Source organism: Marinobacter sp. S0848L (assembly GCF_023016065.1).
GTDB lineage: Bacteria > Pseudomonadota > Gammaproteobacteria > Pseudomonadales > Oleiphilaceae > Marinobacter.
In genome coordinates, this window is record NZ_JALKAQ010000006.1 from 157,125 (window position 1) to 174,220 (window position 17,096).

A 17,096-nucleotide genomic window follows, 5' to 3' on the forward strand; every position below is an offset into this window, starting at 1 on the left:
TAATCAGCAAGGTTTACGCCAAAACCATTTAAGCTATTGTTTTATAACGGTCTGTATTTTGAGGTGACTGTGGAGGCTGGATCTTCTGTAAAAGGATCTGACACTACGAGGACAGTCCCTGTGCTCGTAGTGTGAAAGAAGTTGAGGAAATGGCTCTAATCCGGAAGCACGGCATCGTAAAGCTTGCGGAGCAACGCACCATCAAACAAAGCAAATAGCGGGGTTTCCAGTGTAGTTACCCCTGACCACTGTTGGTTCCAGTTACCGGAACAGTTCCAGGAGATCAATTTGTTGTTGCTTCGGTCGTAATCGAGGCACTTGTTGCTAGCTTCGTTGCGCAGTTGTAACAGCTCTTCGTTATAAACCCAGCGCTGGTCGGCGCGGCCATCGCGACACGTGGCCAAACTGATGCGTTGGCCCGCAGGTGTTAAGCATTGCCAGGGAGCATCGGTCGGGTGGATACGCCCTCTCAGATCTTTGATCCAGTGGCTGGCATTGTCGATGTTATCAGGCAGTTCGGTTAGTTCGATGTAGGCACCGTCTCCTAGGCTGCTGTCGAAGTAGCGGCCGTTTCCGCCGATAACGTCACCGATGGAAAAGAGGTCTTCAGAGGATTCAATCAATCCGTTATCAGTCAGCGCTGTCAGCAGAGTCTCCCGGGTTTTCTGGCTGGACCAACGTTCGCGCTCTGCCTTGCCAAGAAGAATCGCAATCTGGTGTGCCGCGGCCTGTTGGTTTTGTATTATTTCCAGAAGCATCCACGCGCTGTCTGACAAATAGGTCGCCAGTTCATCTTCGCTGTAGCTGGCTACTTTAACGGCCAGCGCATCGTCGAGTACGTTGAACCGGGCTGGATCCATGGCGGTCAGCGCCTGTTCAATGTCCGTCATGTCGCGCTCACGGGCCTGCTGGTACTCTGCGCCTTGGCCAACAATGGCAACGGGTGGCAGCTCCGGGATCTCACCATCAAACGTGGTTTGTGTAAGCAGCTGTTCGGTGCCACCACGGCGGCAGCTCAAGCTGGCGTTTGTTGGCCGGAAATCAGCGCGTAGGTTGAAGTGAAATTGGTTCACGCTGTTGGCACTGTGTCTGGACGCAGCTACCTGAACGCGTTTTTGTGCACCGGCTTGGTTACTGACGGTTATCCAGCACAAGTTGCTGGTGGCGGTGAGGTCCGGCTCGGGCAGGTTAAACACATTGCCGTAGTTACCGTGGAAAACAGGGTAGATAACAGCGGCGGTGCCGTCTGGATCATAGCCGCCCAAAATCGTTGCCACTGGCACGCCGGTGCTGACAGGAACGGGGTGTTGGTTTGGGAAATCCTGGTACTGCCCGGTGGTGGTGTCCCATTTTTTGTAGCCGCTCGGAAAATTTTCATCGGGAACGGCGAATCTTCCGATGTCATTCTGGATAAGTCGAGCGGAGTAGCCGGTGTAGTGGGTGTAAACCGAGAAAGGTCCACCGTCAGAGCCTCCAGACATGGCGTCTCGTTTGAAACTGTAACTGCCGTCGTCAGCTAGTCCGAACAGGTTGGCGCGCATACGATTGCGGTGGGCAACATAGCCCCAGCCGCTATCAGCGTGGTGCACGGCCCAGCGCCCATCCTCCGTCAGACCTTTGCCAGGATAGTGACCAAGGCCATACGCGTGACCCCATTCGTGACTCGCCTCGTTTCCCCAGGATTGATAGAGCGTGCCGATGCCATTGCCCCCGCTGAGGCCGTGGTCAACACGGCCGTTGGCATACATGCCCCAGGCGTGATGGTTGGTGATCTGTTTAAAAACGTGGGGATGGCCTTGGTTCATGTGGTTGCTGGTATACCCGAAGTTGGCCATGTTAATGCCGACACTGACCTGAGATTTGGCGACGTTTTCCCGCATGTCGCCGGAATAAACGCTTCCTTCAACAGCGCTGGAGCCGTCAATGTCTTTATCGTAGATAGCACCGGACCGAATGATCACCCGATCGAGTACCGCATCGGCGTAACTGCCCATGACCAATCTTGAGGCGGGCAGTGTCTGGAAATAATCCGTTGCCGCCATGACAGGATCACGAAGGCTGTAGTGGCCGTTTACTTGAGAGGGCGTTGTTAGCATGCCCAAGCGAATGCTTTGAAGCACAAGCTGGGAGGCTTCGCCGATGTCGATCTTGGAGGCGGGTAAATATCCGAATGTGTGAGAGGCAGCGTCTTTATTGGCGATAAACCGCAAAGATAAACCGTTACGTACCGAATCCCACGGTAGGCGTGTCGACCAGGCTTGCTTGGAATATTGGATGGCGGCTGAACCGGTCACATCGGAGAGAGGGAGCGCGCCAGGGTGCGCCATGGGTAAGGTTACTAATGGCTCGCCGTTAACGCTGATTTCAACGTGTACGGTGGTTGGCTCTGTATCGTTCGATGGAATGAAGAGGAGTAGAGCATCCCGAAGTGCCGTAATCCGGGGCATGTACCGGCTTTGTGTTTCATCTCCGGTGTTGCGTTCATAATTACCTGCAGGTGCCACCGAATGGGACTGTACGAACTGGACCTCACCGGCCAGTGCGCCGCCAGACAGATCATTTCTCAGTGCTCGGGGTTCCCCGTTGAAATCCGTGGAATAGAAGTCTAAAGCCGGTTGCTCGAGAAAGGCCTCTGCGTGTTCCACTTTGATCGAACCGTTCAACACTAGACGGCGCGAGCCATTTGAAACGGTTACAGTCAGAGGCGTTTCTGCGGTGGCATCTTTGGGGCCGGGCGTGCCAGAAATGACGCCGGTTTCAGGGTTAATAGAGGCCCAGTCAGGCAAAGTGTCGGCACTGTATTTAAGCTTTCCAGCGAGGACTTCGTGCTCTGGCTGAAACTTATAGGTGAGTGCGGTAATGGCGTTAGGAGCATCGAGTGTGTGTTCTGACACGGTCGGTGGGTTTGCTGCATCATCCTTCTTGTCATCAGAAGAGCTTCCGCCACAGCCTGCAATCAAAAAACCGGTTAACCCGTACACCATTATTCGCCCGAGCAGCATCTTGAATCCTTGGAAGTCGTTATGTGATTTAACGTGGTCTAACAAAGGATTGGGATTGTGCGCTGTTATCAGTTGAGGCCATACGCAGGATTTGTTGCTGAAATGTAATTGTGTGAGCAGTGTCACCGGTGGGGTGGCATGAGTGCACGTTTCAGAGGTTGAAGCGCTCAACGTTCGCTTGTTTTCAACGGAACGTTGAGCGGCGTTTCGGAAAGGTGACGCTAGGCCAGCTTTTGATGAGGTGGCTTCGTTATCGCCTACCTCGGTTGGCTTCAATTGGGCGTAATAAGCCGCGACGTCCAAGATTTGTTGCTCAGATAGCATGTTTGCGAACGCCATCATCGACGCGTTTTTACGGGTGCCATTTTTGAACTCTTGCATTTGTTTGGCAATGTAATCTGCGCTCAGTCCGGCGAGCCGAGGCCAAGATTCACCGCCTCCAATATGTTTACCTCCACCGTTCGCTTGGTGAGACCCGATGCAATTGGCTGCTGCCTTTGCACCCATGTCGGGGTCTCCTGTTGCTGACTGAGCGGAAGCTGCAAAAATCAATATCCCTGATGGTATATGAGGGGCTTGCTTGGGAGTGGGGTTTATCTATTAATACTATTGGTTCTATAGATATAACTATACTGGCTATATGCCTGGAAAGAGGTTATTGTTATCTCGCCGTGACGAGGCAGCCTGCTTTTGCCAATCGTACAGCACCCTTTTTTAGGTTTTGACTCCGGTCAAAGATCAAGTGATATGGTTATAACCATTATTGATTGCGCCGCTATCACAGGCGTATTCTGAATATCATCGGGATTGCCGAATCCAGGAGAGCACCATCATGAAACAGATACTGACAGCCTTGCTTGTCACTTTTGCCATTAGCTTCAGCGTGCAGGCAGAAGAAGCTCTTTCCCTGACTCCACAGCAAACCTATGACATGGTTCAGGCGCAGGGGGATGAGTTCTTGTTCGTGGATGTGCGGGATCCGGTGGAAATCATGTTTATCGGTTACACAGATCTGGTCGATAAGAATATTCCGTTCAAACTTGCTGATCGCTCGGACTTTCTGGACGACAAGGGCCGTTTCGCCATGAACACGAACCCGGAGTTCGCGGCGCAGGTGGAAAATGCCCTTAAAAAAAAAGGCCTTACCAAGGATGATCTGGTTATTACCATGTGTCGTTCCGGTTCCAGTCGTGGCAAGCCGAGCGCGGAATACCTGATGGAACGAGGTTTTACCAATGTGAAATACATTGACCACGGCTTTCAGGGTAGTGGTGCCAAAGAAGGTAAGAAGAAAGGCATGAGAATTGTAAACGGCTGGCAGAACGACGGCCTGCCATGGTCTATGAAGCTCAACCCCGAGAAGATCTATCGTCCGTAATCCGGATCATCGTTTTACCGGCTTTGAAGTCGCGTCAGCAGGGAGTCTTTGACGTCTGTTGATGACAGCTCACTGTGGAGCAATTTCAGCTGGCAACCCGAAACGGTTTGTTTGCGGTGATCCGCTACTACCTGATCGGGACTTTTACCGGTGAGGCGCACCCTTACCGGAAAACCACCCGTGCCAAGCACAACCCTCTGCAGCATCACGCCTACCTGTTTTTTAAGCTGATGATTACACCGATCATCTGGCTCAGTGGTCTGCTTTATTTATTCTACAACGACTGGCCCGCAACCCTGTCAGGCGCGCTGGAACTGGAGACGGTGGCACTGGTTCATGCCGCGGCTGCCTTTGCCAGGCTGATTTTCATCATCGCCCATGTCTACATGGCAACCATGGGGCCGACGATTACCAGCCTGATCAAATCCATGGTCACCGGCTACGAGGACCTTGAAGAACACCGTTAGAGTCTTTAGCTATTCTTCGATGTAGGCCGCCGCCGGATCGGGCGACCATGTATTTAGAACGTGAACGTCCTGATTTTCGGGTTCAGCATTTGGCCAGACATTTCAGGCGGCATGGCAACGCCGACGCCGTCGATCAGGTCATCTTTGCCATACGGGCTGTTGGGCAGGTAAAGCGCACAAACCTTTGCTTGGCCGCCTTGATTGAGAAGACTTCGTAACATTTGCCCCGGGGTCACATTCTTTGGCTTGAGCGCCGGCGCTTCGTATGACTTCAGCGCCAGATCCCCGGCTTGGTCGCACAGGAGTACGTTTACCTTGGCCCCTTGTTGGGCCATCGTGTTTGAAAGAACCATGGCCATGCCTTGGGTTTGCAGGGAATCGCTGGACAGAATTACCAGCACTTCTTCAACGCTGCCGTTATGGCTGTCGGCTTGGACACCGAAAGGTACGGCAGCAATCAGCGTAGCCGCGGCCAAGGCTTTAATGGATTTGAACATGGGGAAGCTCCTCAAGGAAATTTTTAAATACCGTCTGCCTTTAGCTGTTGGCCACCAAATTGGCCACCGCTTTAGATTGCAGGGTTAGGCGGTTGTAGGCTTGCTTTCACCCTGTAACGGTACTTTGGTCGTTTTACACCTTTCTCTAGACTCGTTTTATGATCGTTTTTTGCAGGTCTTTATGCCGAGCAGTGAGTAAGCAGGACAATTGCCGGCCGCAGCGGTTACTAGCGGGATAATCCCAATCCAGCCCCAGGGTGTCTGCGGGCCAAAGAAAACGAGCGACAGAAGTAAAACGCCGACAAGAGCTCGAATGACACGGTCTGCTGATCCCATATTGGTACTCATTGTGTGCACTCCAGTGTGGTTGAAAGATGATATAAAAAGTGTAGCGCCGACTACTAAGCTCAGTCAGTGATAAAGTCACACAAGCTCTAGCCAGCTTTGATAGCCGAGGTGCGGTTTTTCATGGGAGTCCCGAGGGTGCGCCATAGCATTTTTGATACGTTGCCCGAGAGCTTGCGCAGCGAGATATTGGGTGTTTTTCAGACCATGCATTTTGAGCATGGAAAAATTTTGTTCTGTGCGGGAGAGCCCTGTTCTGGTCTTCCCCTTGTGTTGAGCGGAGTCGTAAGGGTCCAAATGACCGGGTTGTCCGGCAATAATATAGTGCTTTATCGAATGGGTGCAGATGAAATCTGTACCTTGTCTATTGGGTGTCTGATGACGGGCGAGGGTTTTAGGGCAGAGGCCGTCGTTGAGGAAGACACGGAAGTGTTCATGATGCCGAGAGATGTTTTCGACCGCCTGATGGATCAGTCAGCGGGCTTTCGGCGCGGCATTATGGATTCCTACGGTCGTCGCCTGAACGATTTGATGCTTTTGGTTGAGGAAGTCGCATTCCGACGTATGGATGAACGTCTTTTTTGCTGGCTTGAAGCCCGGGCTGAGCAGGGATTTCTCATGATTACCCATCAAGAGCTTGCCACAGAGCTGGGCACTGCCAGAGAGGTAATAAGTCGACTGCTCAAGGAATTGGAACGCAAAGGCAAGCTGAGGCTCGCCCGCCGGAGGATTGAGTTCACCCGTCAGTTTTTTGATTGACACGCACTTACCCAGGTCTGCATAGCAAACGCACTTAATAGGCTAGGCGTATCCACTGCGTTGGAGTAAGTCCAGCTGCGCTCAGCGATTGTATATAAACTGCTCAAGTTCATTGGGCGCCTGCCGATATGCGAGTAGGTACCTAATGAGCTTTGAGGTAAGCAGCCGCCATGATTATATCCAGCCAAATTTCGTTCCTTCAGGGAAGCTCGCGCCACGAGACGGCTTTTAGCCAAAGCCAACTGCGGATTAACCAGCAGTCCCTATCCAAAGGCCTTGCCGATGCGCAGGGTGGCGGCAGACAGCTTAACCTTGTGCGTGATGCCAGTTATCGTTACAACAGCCAGGAACGCCTTGGGTTTACGAGCTCCGGCACCGTTAGTGGTGGCGATAGCAATAAGGTGTATTCCAGTGCGGAATTAGTAGAGAAAACCACAGACTTATACCTCCGTGGCCAACAGGCTCTCAGTGTGGGTCGTGCCGCCTTGAGCGGTGATGCCACCGCCCAAGCGAGCGGCAGTATGTCCATTGAAGCGAACCGCTACATGTTCTATTCGCAAAGTGAAACCCGGTCGTTTACCTCTACCGGAAGCATTTCACTTGAGAATGGTGAATCCATTGATTTCACCCTGTCGCTTCGCCAGTCGCAATCGCAAACCTACGAATACTCCGAAAACTTGCGGATTGAAGAGCGTCCGATGACGGATCCATTGGTGATTAACTTTGGCAGTGCCACCGCACAGTTGACCGACACGCTTTTCGAATTCGATATGGAAGGAAATGGAAAAACCGCGCAGTTCGCTAGCCTCGGAAGTGGCAGTGGTTATCTCGTGTTTGATCGAAATGGCAACGGTGAAGTGGACGACGGCACGGAACTGTTTGGGCCGCAGAGTGGCTCCGGCTTCAGTGAACTTGCAAAGTTTGATGACGATGGCAACCAATGGATTGATGCCAGTGATGACGTGTTTTCTTCATTGTCTGTGTGGGTGCAAGCAGCCGATGGTTCTCAAACATTGAAGTCTCTTGCGGAGGTGGGCGTGCAAGCGCTGTACGTCGGCAGTACTGAAGACAGCTTTACCCTGACGAACCGCCAAGGCATTCCCTTGGGACAGATACAGGCCTCCGGTATCTACCTGACGACAGAGGGCGAAGTTCGCACGCTCGAAGAAATCACCTTGGCAGAGCAGAATACGGAAGAAGTTCCGCCGGCAGTTCAGCGTATTGGCAGCAACGGTGCCGCCATACCAGAAGGTAGTGAAGGCGAGGGCGAAATTGGTGGGCTCTTGGGTGCGCGTATCGAAGCTATTCGCGGTGCGCTGAAAAAGCTCAACGAGATCCGAGAAAAACAAAAAGCTTTTATCGAAGAAACCAAAAACGCAGGGGAACAGGACTCACCCCTCGACGGCTACATGCGTATTATCGACCGGTTAAGGCTGGAATTGTTAAGTAGCCAAGACGAGAAAAAGCAGGCCGCCAGCCGGTATCTGGAGTTTGCGAAGGGCTGACTTCCGGCTGCCGATTTTTTGCCCACTCAATAAAAAGGCCCTACGCTTTCACGTAAGGCCTTGAAATCTATGGCCCGCCCGAGAGGATTCGAACCTCTGACCTTCGCCTCCGGAGGGCGACGCTCTATCCAGCTGAGCTACGGGCGGATACGAAATCGGTGAGTGCTCATCAATTTCGAGTGCGCAATCTTACGTGCGCACGGGGTTTCTGTCTAGCCCTAGAGGCAAGTCACGGCATCATTGTTGCGGCAGGCGTTGCTCGGGCGTGATGCTGACAAGGCTCGTGTCGTTACTGAAGGTCACTTCACCATCCTGAATCGAAACCTGAAGTGTCATCGAGCGCTCTGCTAAAGCGGCCAGTAGGATCAAAGGGTCAGCGGGAAGTTCGACCACAGTCAGGTTGCCAAATCTCGTTAGCTTGTTATGGTGTTTTTCCCACCACACCGGCACTGCTCGGCCACCGTAGGTGTACAGTATGACGTGTTGCGAGCGGTTGCAGGCCTTGCGGATGCGGTCTTCGTCGGGCAAGCCCAGCTCTATCCAGAGTTCGATTTCGTCCGACAGAGACTTTTGCCAAAGTTCTGGCTCATCGTCGCTGCTGAGGCCTTTGGTGAATTCAAGCGTGTCGCTGGCATTCAGGGCAAAGGCTAGTAGCCGGATCATCATGCGCTCGTCGGTTTCCGATGGATGACGCGCAACGGTCAGGTGGTGGTCGCTATAATAATGCCTGTCCATATCCGCAATATGGAGCGTAGCTTTGAATATGGTGGCTTTCAGTGCCATTGGGAATCCTGTCGGTTAGTCGGGCAGGGGCGTAGTGTAAAGCAAATTAGACGAGGCAGTGCATAGCAGTATGGTGATGTTGCGTGGTTTTCTGGTTCTGGTGGTGTTCTTCCTGCTTGGCGAAGCGTTGCGTTTGGTGGCTGGGTTGCCGGTCAATGGTGGTGTACTCGGAATGATCATGGTGACGTTCACGTTGATGCTGCGAGGCAAGGTCAGTGATGAACTGGCCGAAGCCAGCCGAGGTTTGATCTCGGTTTTGGTGCTCCTTATTACGCCGGGGGTGGTGGGCGCTTTCTTTATTGTGGATCAGTTCAGCGGTTATTGGACAACCGTTTTGGTGGCGCTGGTTTTGGGTACGTTGCTCAGCGTTTTTACCACGCTATTGTTGATGAAGAAAGCAACTGGCGCGGCCGTGGAGGGTGATGAGCGTGACTGAATCAACGCTGCCTACCGACGCTCTAAAGGCGTTAGCTGCGGGGCCTATGCTGTCCGTTGCGTTAACGCTGGGTGCTTTTCTGGCCGCCCAATGGTTGTTTGCCCGCTTCCGAAAACCCTTATGGATGCCGCCGGTACTGATCGCGGCGGTTTTATTGGCTTTGGTGGTGGCAGTTTCAGGCCTCGGGTTTGACCGATATTACGCCGGCGCGTCCTGGTTAACGGTATTGTTGGGCCCGACCACCGTGGCTTTGGGGGTGCCACTGTACCAACAGATGCACCATATTCGCGCGCTTTGGAAACCCATTGTAATGACGTTGCCGCTCGCAGCCACCCTCGCCGCGGTGTATGCGCTCGGCATTGCCTGGCTGATGGGAGCAACGCCGCTGGTGCTGGCATCGCTGGCACCCAAGTCCGTGACGGCGCCGATTGCGATGGGGATCGCAGAGCAAATCGGAGGCTCCATTTCACTCACGCTGGGCGCTTTGCTGATCACCGGTGTGCTGGCGTCTTTGTTTGTGGATTGGACGGCGAAGTGGTTAAAAATTACAGATGACCGGATCATCGGTTTTGCCCTGGGCCTGAATGGCCATGCCATTGGTACCGCCAGAGCCTTTGAAATCAGCCCTACTGCAGGAGCGTTCTCATCGCTGGGGATGGGGTTGACCGGAGTCTTTACCGCAGTATTTTTGCCGCTGGCCTTTCATTTGGTCGAGCCTCTCTTGTAAGAGTGGTTCGTGACCTGATTATTAGGTGTGATAGATTTGCTTGCTGTAAGCCTATGTCACGGCTAGTTTGTTTTTAGACAGCCGCACCTGCGTGTGCCGGTGTTCCGTGGAAAACTCCTAAAATAGAGACGGAAATTGCGATGAAAAAATTATTAGCAGCTTTTGTAGGTTCTATGGCGCTGGCGGCTGCGCCGGTAGCAATGGCCGCAGAAGCAACGAAAGAACTGAAGGTCGCGTACGATTCTGATCCAGTCACGCTGGACATCCATGAGCAACTGTCTGGCGGTATTCTGCAGTTGTCCCACATGGCGTTTGATCCGCTCGTGCGTTGGAGTAAAGATCTCGGGTTTGAGCCGCGTCTGGCTGAAAGCTGGGAGCGTGTAGACGAAAACACCATGCGTTTTACGTTGCGCAAAGGTGTGAAGTTTCACTCTGGTAACGAACTCACCTCAGCGGATGTGAAGTTCACCTATGACCGTCTGAAAGAAAGCCAAGACTTTAAGGCCATCTTCCAGCCGTTCAGCGGCATTGAAGTTGTCGATGATTATACCTTCGAACTTAAGACCGCCGAGCCGTTTCCGCTACTGCTGAACACGGCGACCTATATCTTCCCGCTGGACAGCGAGTTTTACAGCGGTGAAACCGAAGACGGCAAAGATAAAGACGCCATCCTCAAGCACGGAAACTCCTTCGCTTCGGAGAACCTGTCTGGTACCGGGCCTTTCACCGTTGCGGATCGTCGTCAGGGCGTGCGTGTTGAATTTGAACGCTTTGAAGATTACTGGGACACCGAGTCGCCGGGCAACGTCGGCAAAATTGTCCTGACGCCGATCAAGGAAAACGCGACGCGTGTGTCAGCCCTGCTGTCCGGCGGCGTGGATTTCATCGCACCGGTGCCACCGAACGATCTGGACCGTATCAAGCGTGACCGCAACAGTGAGTTGGTCACCATGAGCGGTACCCGCATCATCCTGTTCCACATGAATCAGGAGCGGGTTGAAGCATTCAAGAACCCGAAGGTGCGCCAAGCCATCGCTTATGCCATTAATCAGGAAGGCATTGCCGCCAAAATCATGAAGGGTTTTGCCACCCCTGCAGCACAGATGTCACCAGCCGGTTATCAGGGCCACAACGAAAACCTGAAACCCCGGTTTGATGTGGCCAAAGCCAAGCAGTTGATGAAAGAAGCGGGTTACGAAGACGGTTTCACCATTACTATGATGTCGCCGAACAACCGCTACGTGAACGATGACAAAATCGCGCAGGCGGCTGCCGCAATGTTGGCTCGCATCAATATCAAAGTAGACCTGAAAACTTTGCCGAAAGCGCAGTACTGGCCGGAGTACGATAACCGCGCCGCCGACATGATGCTGATTGGCTGGCACGCCGACACCGAAGACTCGGCAAACTTCTTCGAGTTCCTGACGTTCTGCCCGGAAGCGGGTTCTGGCGCAGGACAGTACAACGCGGGCAACTACTGTAACCCGGAAATCGACGCACTGGTGAAGAAAGCCAACGTCGAAACCGATCTGGACAAGCGTGCAGCCATGTTGCAAGAAGTTGAGCAGCGCTTGTACGATGACGCCGCTTTTGTACCTTTGCACTGGCAGGACCTGGCGTGGGCGGCCAAGAAAGGCGTAAACATTGCACCTGTGCTCAACGTGATGAACTTCCCGTATCTGGGTGATCTCGTCGTTGAATAACAGGCACTAGTTCCTGTGCTCAAACCCCTCTTCCGCAACGGGAGAGGGGTAAACTAGTACTCACCAACGGTAAATCCTTCATGCTAGCGTTTTTGGTTCAGCGGATATCCCAGGCGTTGCTGGTCATGTTTGTGATCAGTGTGATCGCCTTTGCCATACAGGATGGCCTCGGGGACCCGCTTCAGGAAATGGTAGGCATGTCCGTTTCAGAAGAGGAACGGGAAGCCATTCGCGAAGAGTTGGGGTTGAACGATCCCTTTCTGGTCCAGTATTTCCGGTTCGCCGGAAACGCCATTCAGGGCGATCTTGGAAACTCTTATTTTTACAGCAAGCCGGCACTTGAGGTGATTGCAGAGCATTTGCCTGCAACCCTTGAATTAGTGATCGGTGCCAGCTTAATAATCATCTTTTTGTCGGTTCCGATAGGTGTTTATTCGGCCATCCGGCCGCAAGCCTGGCTGTCCAAATTCTTTATGGGTGTGAGCACGGTGGGTATTTCGATCCCGGTGTTCCTCACGGCCATTGTCTTGATCCAGTTGTTCTCCATCGGTGTCACCGTGAATTGGTTCCCGGGCGATACCGGTTGGGGGCAGTGGATGAACGAATTTCTCACCACCGAAGGCGGCTTACCGTCGTATGGCCGCGGTGATGATCTCGTTCACTTGTTTGGCACTTGGTATTCCGGATTGTTTACCCGCGAAGGCTTGGCGCACCTATTGCTGCCGTGCATCTCGTTGGCCTCGATCATGTTGCCGTTGTTCATTCGCCTGATCCGCGCGGAAATGATGGAAGTGTTGCAGAGCGATTACATTCGTTTCGCCCGAGCCAAAGGTTTGAGCGCCGGCCGAATCAATTTCCTTCACGCGTTGAAAAACACCATGCTGCCGGTGATTACCGTTGGCGGCGTGCAAATAGGCATCATGGTGGCGTACACGATTCTGACCGAGACGGTGTTCCAGTGGCCCGGATTGGGTCTGATGTTCCTGGAAGCCATCACCCGCAGTGACATCCCGCTGATTGTGGCTTACCTGATGGTGGTAGGTCTGATCTTTGTGATTACCAACACTCTGGTGGATCTGATCTACGGATTGGTCAACCCCACCGTCAAACTGGCAGGTAAGAAAGCATGACAACGGCAACGGTTTCCCGCTGGGACCGCTTCCGCGAGTCCTTTTTCTGGTACAGCTTCAAACGCGACAAGGTGGCTATCGCCAGTTTTATCGTCTTGCTGCTGATGGTGTTGGCGGCGGTGTTTGCGCCCATGCTGGCACCCGCTGACCCTTATGATCTGGCGCAGATCGACATCATGAATTCCGAGCTGCCGCCGGCGGGGCTGGACGGCGCCGATCCGGCCTTCCCGTTAGGCACCGATGCTCAAGGCCGTGATCTGCTCTCGACCATCTTGTACGGCACCCGGGTGTCGTTGATGATCGGCTTTGGTGCCGTCTTGCTGCAATCCATTTTGGGTGTGCTGTTTGGCCTGCTGGCGGGTTATCTGGGCGGCAAAGTCGATGCGGTGCTGATGCGCATTGCCGATGTTCAGCTGTCGTTCTCAACCCTGATGGTTGCGATCATTGTCGGCGCGGTTTTTAAAGCCAGCTTTGGCAACCTGATGTTCGGTGAAATTGCCATCTACATGCTGATCTTCATCATCGGGGTGGCCGAATGGCCGCAGATTGCCCGGACTGTACGTGCCTCGGTGCTGGCGGAGAAGAAGAAAGAGTACGTGGACGCCGCCAAAGTCATGGGTTTTGGCACTCCGCGCATTATGTTCCGTCATATTTTGCCGAATACGCTGTCGCCAATTTTTGTTATTGGCACGGTGCAGATCGCTAACGCCATTATTTCCGAAGCGGCGCTGTCGTTTCTCGGCTTGGGGATGCCGGAAACCCAACCGTCTCTGGGCTCATTGATCAAATCCGGATTTGACTACATTCAGAGTGGCTCTTGGTGGATTACCTTGATTCCGGGGCTGGTGCTGGTGGTGCTCGTGCTGGTCATCAACCTGTTGGGTGACTGGTTGCGGGATGTAATGAACCCACGGCTGTATAAGGGGTAACGCCATGGCACTGTTGGAGGTAAAAAATCTGGATGTGCGTTTTGCCGTGCGTGGCGGCGATTTAACGGCCTTGCGCGGCATCAGTTTCAGCCTGGATAAGGGCGAGCGTTTGGGGTTGGTAGGGGAGTCCGGTGCCGGTAAATCGGTGGCGGCGTTCTCCGTTCTGAACCTCATCGCCAAGCCGGGGTACATTGCCGGTGGTCAGATTCTGTTCGAAGGCAAAGATCTGGCCGCCATGAGTGAGCGGGAATTGCGCAAGATTCGCGGCAATCGCATCGCAATGATTTTTCAGGATCCGATGATGACTCTGAACCCGGTGCTGACCATTGGCACGCAAATGGTTGAGGCCATTCTGGCGCATCGAAAAATCAGTAAGAAAGAAGCCCGGGCGATTGCTTTGGACCGGCTTCAAAAAGTGCAGATTCCGTCGCCGGAGAAACGGCTGGATCAGTACCCTCATGAACTGTCAGGCGGCATGCGCCAGCGGGTGATCATTGCGATCGCCTTGTTGCTCGACCCGGAGGTCATCATTGCCGATGAGCCCACCACCGCGCTGGATGTCACCATTCAGGCCGAAATCATGGATTTGCTGCTGCATCTGTGTGAGCAGGAAAACGTTGCACTGATGCTGATCACTCATGATCTGGGTGTGGTGTCTCAGGTGACGCAGCGGATGTTGGTGATGTACTCGGGCCGGATCATCGAACAGGGTCCAACCCGCGACATTATCGACAATGCGCAGCATCCGTATACCGGAGGTTTGATCAGCGCCTTGCCACAAATGGGCGAGCCCGGAGCGAGGCTGTTCCAGATTCCCGGCTCTATGCCGTCTCTGAAAAACGTACCTACCGGTTGCCCGTTCCACCCCCGCTGCGAATACGCGACCGACGAGTGTCGGCAGGCGATGCCGGATTATGTGCAGGCAGGGCGAGTAGACGTGGCATGTTTCGAAGTCAGCAAACGGATTGAGCAGGAGAAGCACATGCAGGAGGAGCGCCCATGACCTCCCCCTTGGTTGAAATTCGTGACTTGGAAAAACAGTTCGATCTGTCTGGCAGTTTGCTGGAGCAAATCACCTTCAAGGACGGCCGTTTTCAGCGAAAACAGGAAGCTGTGCATGCCATCAACGGCGTGAACCTGCAGGTGCATAAAGGCGAAGCTCTGTGTGTGGTCGGCGAATCGGGTTGCGGTAAATCGACGGTGGCGCGCACGGTCATGGGGCTGCTGTCGCCGACGGCCGGCGAAATCCATTATGACGGTAAGCGTATCGATAACCTGAAGGGGCGCGATGCGCTGCCGTACCGTCGTAAAATGCAGATGATCTTCCAGAACCCCTATGCGTCGTTGAACCCGCGCATGACCATCCAGCAAACGCTGGAAGAGCCGGTAAGGTTTCACCAGCCAGATTTGTCCCAGAGTGAAGTGCGCGCCAAGGTTCAGGAAGTGATGCAGTCGGTCGGGATTGACCCCGATTGGGGCGCACGCTTCGGTCATGAGTTCTCTGGCGGCCAGCGTCAGCGTATCGCCATAGCCCGAGCCCTTGCGGTAGACCCTGAGTTTATCGTGGCCGATGAGCCCATTTCCGCATTGGACGTTTCCATTCAGGCGCAGGTGCTCAACCTGATGATGGAAGCGCAGGAAACCCGCAACCTGACGTATTTGTTCATCACCCACGACTTGGCGGTGGTTGAGCACTTCGGTACCCGGGTGGCAGTGATGTATCTGGGACGGGTGTGTGAGCTGGCGGACACGAAAACCTTGTTCGCTAACCCGCGCCACCCTTATACGCAGGCGCTGTTGTCTGCCATTCCCAAGCTGGAAGATGAACGGCCCAATTACATTCGGCTGCAAGGGGAAGTGCCAACGCCGGTGAACTTGCCTTCAGGGTGTGTTTTCCACGGCCGTTGCCCGCACGCCAACGAGCGCTGCCGCACCGAGGTGCCAAGGCTGATTGCCACCGATGCCAACGTGCAGGTGGCTTGCCACGCAGTGGAAGAAGGGCGGCTCTAACAAGCCGAGGTTGCTACGGGAGACAGCAGGGAGGCTTTCTTCAACGACATTAACTGAGCAGGAACCCACCATGTTGGATGCCGATTTGCTGACGCTTCAGCGCGATCACATCAAAACGCTTCAAACCCGATACCAGGCCGTGCTGGCGGAATACGGGTACGACGGGTTACTGATCAGCTCCGGGGCGTCGCCTCTGCAATACGGTGACGATCAGGGCTGGGCGTTTCAGGGTTATGGACCGTTCTTGCACTGGACAGGCTTGGCCGGGTTCGAACACGCTTGGCTGTTGATCCGGCCCGGGCATAAACCGTTGTTGTCGTTGCATAAACCGGTGGACTTCTGGCATGCGACCTTAGAGTTGACATCGGAGCCTTGGCACGAAGAAATCGAGCTGACTTTTCGCGAACACCGCGCTGCCCCGGAATTCGAGGGCGTGAGCGAGTTAGCCGTTATCGGCGATCCGGATCTGCTTGTCGGTTTGTCCGGCCACCATAACCCCGAACCACTGTGCGCCGCGCTGAATGAAACCCGAGTACACAAAACTCCATACGAAATCGCATGCTTGGCTAAAGCCAACGTATTGGCGGTGGCTGGCCATAGGGCCGCACGCGATGCCTTTTTGGCCGGTGCCAGCGAGTTTGATATCAGCTTGGCCTACCAGCAGGCCACTCGACAGCGGGAAGCCGAAGCGCCGTATAACAGCATTATCGGCATCAACGAACACGCCGGTACCTTGCACTACCAATACTACGACACCGCAACGCCGACAAAGTCCCGCAGCTTGTTGATTGATGCCGGTGTGCGTTACCGGGGCTATTGCTCTGACATTACCCGCACCACCGCTGGAGTAGAGGAAGGACGCTTTGCTGCCTTGGTGCACGGGCTTGAACAATTGCAGTTCCGCTTGTGCGACATGGTGGCACCTGGGGTGGAGTATGTGGATATTCATCGCCGTACCCACCAAGGCATTGCCGCGCTCTTGAATGCCGCGGGACTGGTGACCGGGCTGAGTGATGAAGACATGGTGTCTGAGGGTATCACCCGAGCCTTTTTCCCCCATGGCATTGGGCATTTCTTAGGGGCACAGGTGCACGATGTGGGCGGTAAACCTGCCCCGCCACCGGACGATGCTCCGTTTCTGCGCCTGACTCGAACGTTGGAGCCCGGCATGGTGGTGACCATCGAGCCGGGGTTGTATTTCATACCCTCTTTGCTTGAACCGATACTGGCGGGGCCGCTGGGGCAGCACCTAAACCGCGAACGGTTGTACGAACTGATGGGTTGCGGGGGTATCCGCATTGAAGACAACGTGGTGGTAACCGAGACGGGGAACCGCAACCTGACCCGCGAAGCAGAATCGTGATCCCGATTATTGAACAAAAATAACGCAATCGGGGTTGCAATCAGGGATGGGAATGACAATAA

General features: G+C 54.1%; 16 protein-coding genes and 1 tRNA gene. 12 read left to right on the forward strand and 5 right to left on the reverse strand.

Annotated elements, in window-relative coordinates; translation table 11 throughout:
• Positions 1-155: 155 nt before the first annotated feature.
• Positions 156-3,509 (reverse strand): M66 family metalloprotease, encoded by a 3,354-nt coding sequence (locus MWU64_RS09865; protein ID WP_247063928.1) that lies wholly within the window; start codon positions 3,507-3,509, stop codon positions 156-158.
• Positions 3,510-3,834: 325 nt separating this feature from the next.
• On the opposite strand from MWU64_RS09865, the gene MWU64_RS09870 reads away from it, so the two are divergent.
• Positions 3,835-4,380: a rhodanese-like domain-containing protein gene (locus MWU64_RS09870; RefSeq protein WP_247063931.1), complete on the forward strand. Its 546-nt coding sequence runs from the start codon at positions 3,835-3,837 to the stop codon at positions 4,378-4,380.
• A gap of 74 nt (positions 4,381-4,454) precedes the next feature.
• Positions 4,455-4,847, forward strand: a complete 393-nt coding sequence (locus tag MWU64_RS09875) for a cytochrome b/b6 domain-containing protein (protein WP_247063933.1) — start codon at positions 4,455-4,457, stop codon at positions 4,845-4,847.
• A gap of 53 nt (positions 4,848-4,900) precedes the next feature.
• On the opposite strand, the gene MWU64_RS09880 is transcribed toward MWU64_RS09875, so the two are convergent.
• Together MWU64_RS09880 and MWU64_RS09885 are read right to left on the reverse strand one after the other, a co-directional pair.
• Positions 4,901-5,344, reverse strand: coding sequence for a hypothetical protein (locus MWU64_RS09880; protein ID WP_247063935.1), 444 nt, complete (start codon positions 5,342-5,344; stop codon positions 4,901-4,903).
• 156 nt (positions 5,345-5,500) lie between these two features.
• Complete coding sequence (locus MWU64_RS09885; RefSeq protein ID WP_247063937.1) at positions 5,501-5,692, reverse strand: DUF2892 domain-containing protein; 192 nt, start codon at positions 5,690-5,692, stop codon at positions 5,501-5,503.
• 204 nt (positions 5,693-5,896) lie between these two features.
• Here MWU64_RS09885 and MWU64_RS09890 point away from each other — a divergent pair, with 204 nt between their 5' ends.
• Positions 5,897-6,448, forward strand: coding sequence for a Crp/Fnr family transcriptional regulator (locus MWU64_RS09890; protein WP_247064006.1), 552 nt, complete (start codon positions 5,897-5,899; stop codon positions 6,446-6,448).
• A 170-nt stretch (positions 6,449-6,618) separates the two neighbouring features.
• Positions 6,619-7,953, forward strand: a complete 1,335-nt coding sequence (locus MWU64_RS09895; protein ID WP_247063939.1) for a hypothetical protein — start codon at positions 6,619-6,621, stop codon at positions 7,951-7,953.
• A gap of 70 nt (positions 7,954-8,023) precedes the next feature.
• Here the strand turns inward: MWU64_RS09895 and MWU64_RS09900 are convergent.
• Positions 8,024-8,100, reverse strand: a tRNA-Arg gene (locus tag MWU64_RS09900).
• 90 nt (positions 8,101-8,190) lie between these two features.
• Entirely contained in the window at positions 8,191-8,736 is a 546-nt protein-coding gene (locus MWU64_RS09905) for a YaeQ family protein (protein WP_247063940.1), read from the reverse strand.
• 70 nt (positions 8,737-8,806) lie between these two features.
• Between MWU64_RS09905 and MWU64_RS09910 the strand changes: the two genes are divergently transcribed.
• From MWU64_RS09910 to pepQ, 8 genes are all read left to right on the forward strand, one after another.
• On the forward strand, positions 8,807-9,172 hold the full coding sequence (locus MWU64_RS09910; RefSeq protein ID WP_247064008.1) for a CidA/LrgA family protein: 366 nt from the start codon (positions 8,807-8,809) through the stop codon (positions 9,170-9,172).
• Positions 9,173-9,218: 46 nt separating this feature from the next.
• A complete protein-coding gene (locus MWU64_RS09915) occupies positions 9,219-9,899 on the forward strand; it encodes an LrgB family protein (protein WP_247064010.1) in 681 nt (226 codons plus the stop codon).
• Between the two features lie 140 nt (positions 9,900-10,039).
• Entirely contained in the window at positions 10,040-11,602 is a 1,563-nt protein-coding gene (locus MWU64_RS09920) for an ABC transporter substrate-binding protein (RefSeq protein WP_247063942.1), read from the forward strand.
• An 80-nt stretch (positions 11,603-11,682) separates the two neighbouring features.
• Positions 11,683-12,732 (forward strand): ABC transporter permease, encoded by a 1,050-nt coding sequence (locus MWU64_RS09925; protein ID WP_247063944.1) that lies wholly within the window; start codon positions 11,683-11,685, stop codon positions 12,730-12,732.
• On the forward strand, positions 12,729-13,661 hold the full coding sequence (locus MWU64_RS09930; RefSeq protein ID WP_247063946.1) for an ABC transporter permease: 933 nt from the start codon (positions 12,729-12,731) through the stop codon (positions 13,659-13,661). The genes MWU64_RS09925 and MWU64_RS09930 overlap by 4 nt, the downstream gene beginning before the upstream one ends.
• Positions 13,662-13,665: 4 nt before the next feature.
• On the forward strand, positions 13,666-14,664 hold the full coding sequence (locus MWU64_RS09935) for an ABC transporter ATP-binding protein (protein ID WP_247063948.1): 999 nt from the start codon (positions 13,666-13,668) through the stop codon (positions 14,662-14,664).
• A complete protein-coding gene (locus MWU64_RS09940; protein WP_247063950.1) occupies positions 14,661-15,671 on the forward strand; it encodes an oligopeptide/dipeptide ABC transporter ATP-binding protein in 1,011 nt (336 codons plus the stop codon). The genes MWU64_RS09935 and MWU64_RS09940 overlap by 4 nt, the downstream gene beginning before the upstream one ends.
• 70 nt (positions 15,672-15,741) lie before the next feature.
• Positions 15,742-17,034 (forward strand): Xaa-Pro dipeptidase, encoded by a 1,293-nt coding sequence (pepQ, locus tag MWU64_RS09945; protein ID WP_247063952.1) that lies wholly within the window; start codon positions 15,742-15,744, stop codon positions 17,032-17,034.
• Positions 17,035-17,096: the final 62 nt, after the last annotated feature.

Excerpts from the sequence above, each read along its gene's own strand:
- MWU64_RS09920 (WP_247063942.1), top strand. The coding sequence starts at position 10,040 with ATGAAAAAATTATTAGCAGCTTTTGTAGGTTCTATGGCGCTGGCGGCT.
- MWU64_RS09925 (WP_247063944.1), top strand. The coding sequence starts at position 11,683 with ATGCTAGCGTTTTTGGTTCAGCGGATATCCCAGGCGTTGCTGGTCATG.
- MWU64_RS09905 (WP_247063940.1), bottom strand. The coding sequence starts at position 8,736 with ATGGCACTGAAAGCCACCATATTCAAAGCTACGCTCCATATTGCGGAT.
- MWU64_RS09930 (WP_247063946.1), top strand. The coding sequence starts at position 12,729 with ATGACAACGGCAACGGTTTCCCGCTGGGACCGCTTCCGCGAGTCCTTT.
- MWU64_RS09880 (WP_247063935.1), bottom strand. The coding sequence starts at position 5,344 with ATGTTCAAATCCATTAAAGCCTTGGCCGCGGCTACGCTGATTGCTGCC.
- MWU64_RS09890 (WP_247064006.1), top strand. The coding sequence starts at position 5,897 with ATGCATTTTGAGCATGGAAAAATTTTGTTCTGTGCGGGAGAGCCCTGT.
- pepQ (WP_247063952.1), top strand. The coding sequence starts at position 15,742 with ATGTTGGATGCCGATTTGCTGACGCTTCAGCGCGATCACATCAAAACG.
- MWU64_RS09935 (WP_247063948.1), top strand. The coding sequence starts at position 13,666 with ATGGCACTGTTGGAGGTAAAAAATCTGGATGTGCGTTTTGCCGTGCGT.
- MWU64_RS09870 (WP_247063931.1), top strand. The coding sequence starts at position 3,835 with ATGAAACAGATACTGACAGCCTTGCTTGTCACTTTTGCCATTAGCTTC.
- MWU64_RS09915 (WP_247064010.1), top strand. The coding sequence starts at position 9,219 with ATGCTGTCCGTTGCGTTAACGCTGGGTGCTTTTCTGGCCGCCCAATGG.
- MWU64_RS09895 (WP_247063939.1), top strand. The coding sequence starts at position 6,619 with ATGATTATATCCAGCCAAATTTCGTTCCTTCAGGGAAGCTCGCGCCAC.
- MWU64_RS09885 (WP_247063937.1), bottom strand. The coding sequence starts at position 5,692 with ATGAGTACCAATATGGGATCAGCAGACCGTGTCATTCGAGCTCTTGTC.
- MWU64_RS09865 (WP_247063928.1), bottom strand. The coding sequence starts at position 3,509 with ATGGGTGCAAAGGCAGCAGCCAATTGCATCGGGTCTCACCAAGCGAAC.
- MWU64_RS09940 (WP_247063950.1), top strand. The coding sequence starts at position 14,661 with ATGACCTCCCCCTTGGTTGAAATTCGTGACTTGGAAAAACAGTTCGAT.
- MWU64_RS09910 (WP_247064008.1), top strand. The coding sequence starts at position 8,807 with ATGGTGATGTTGCGTGGTTTTCTGGTTCTGGTGGTGTTCTTCCTGCTT.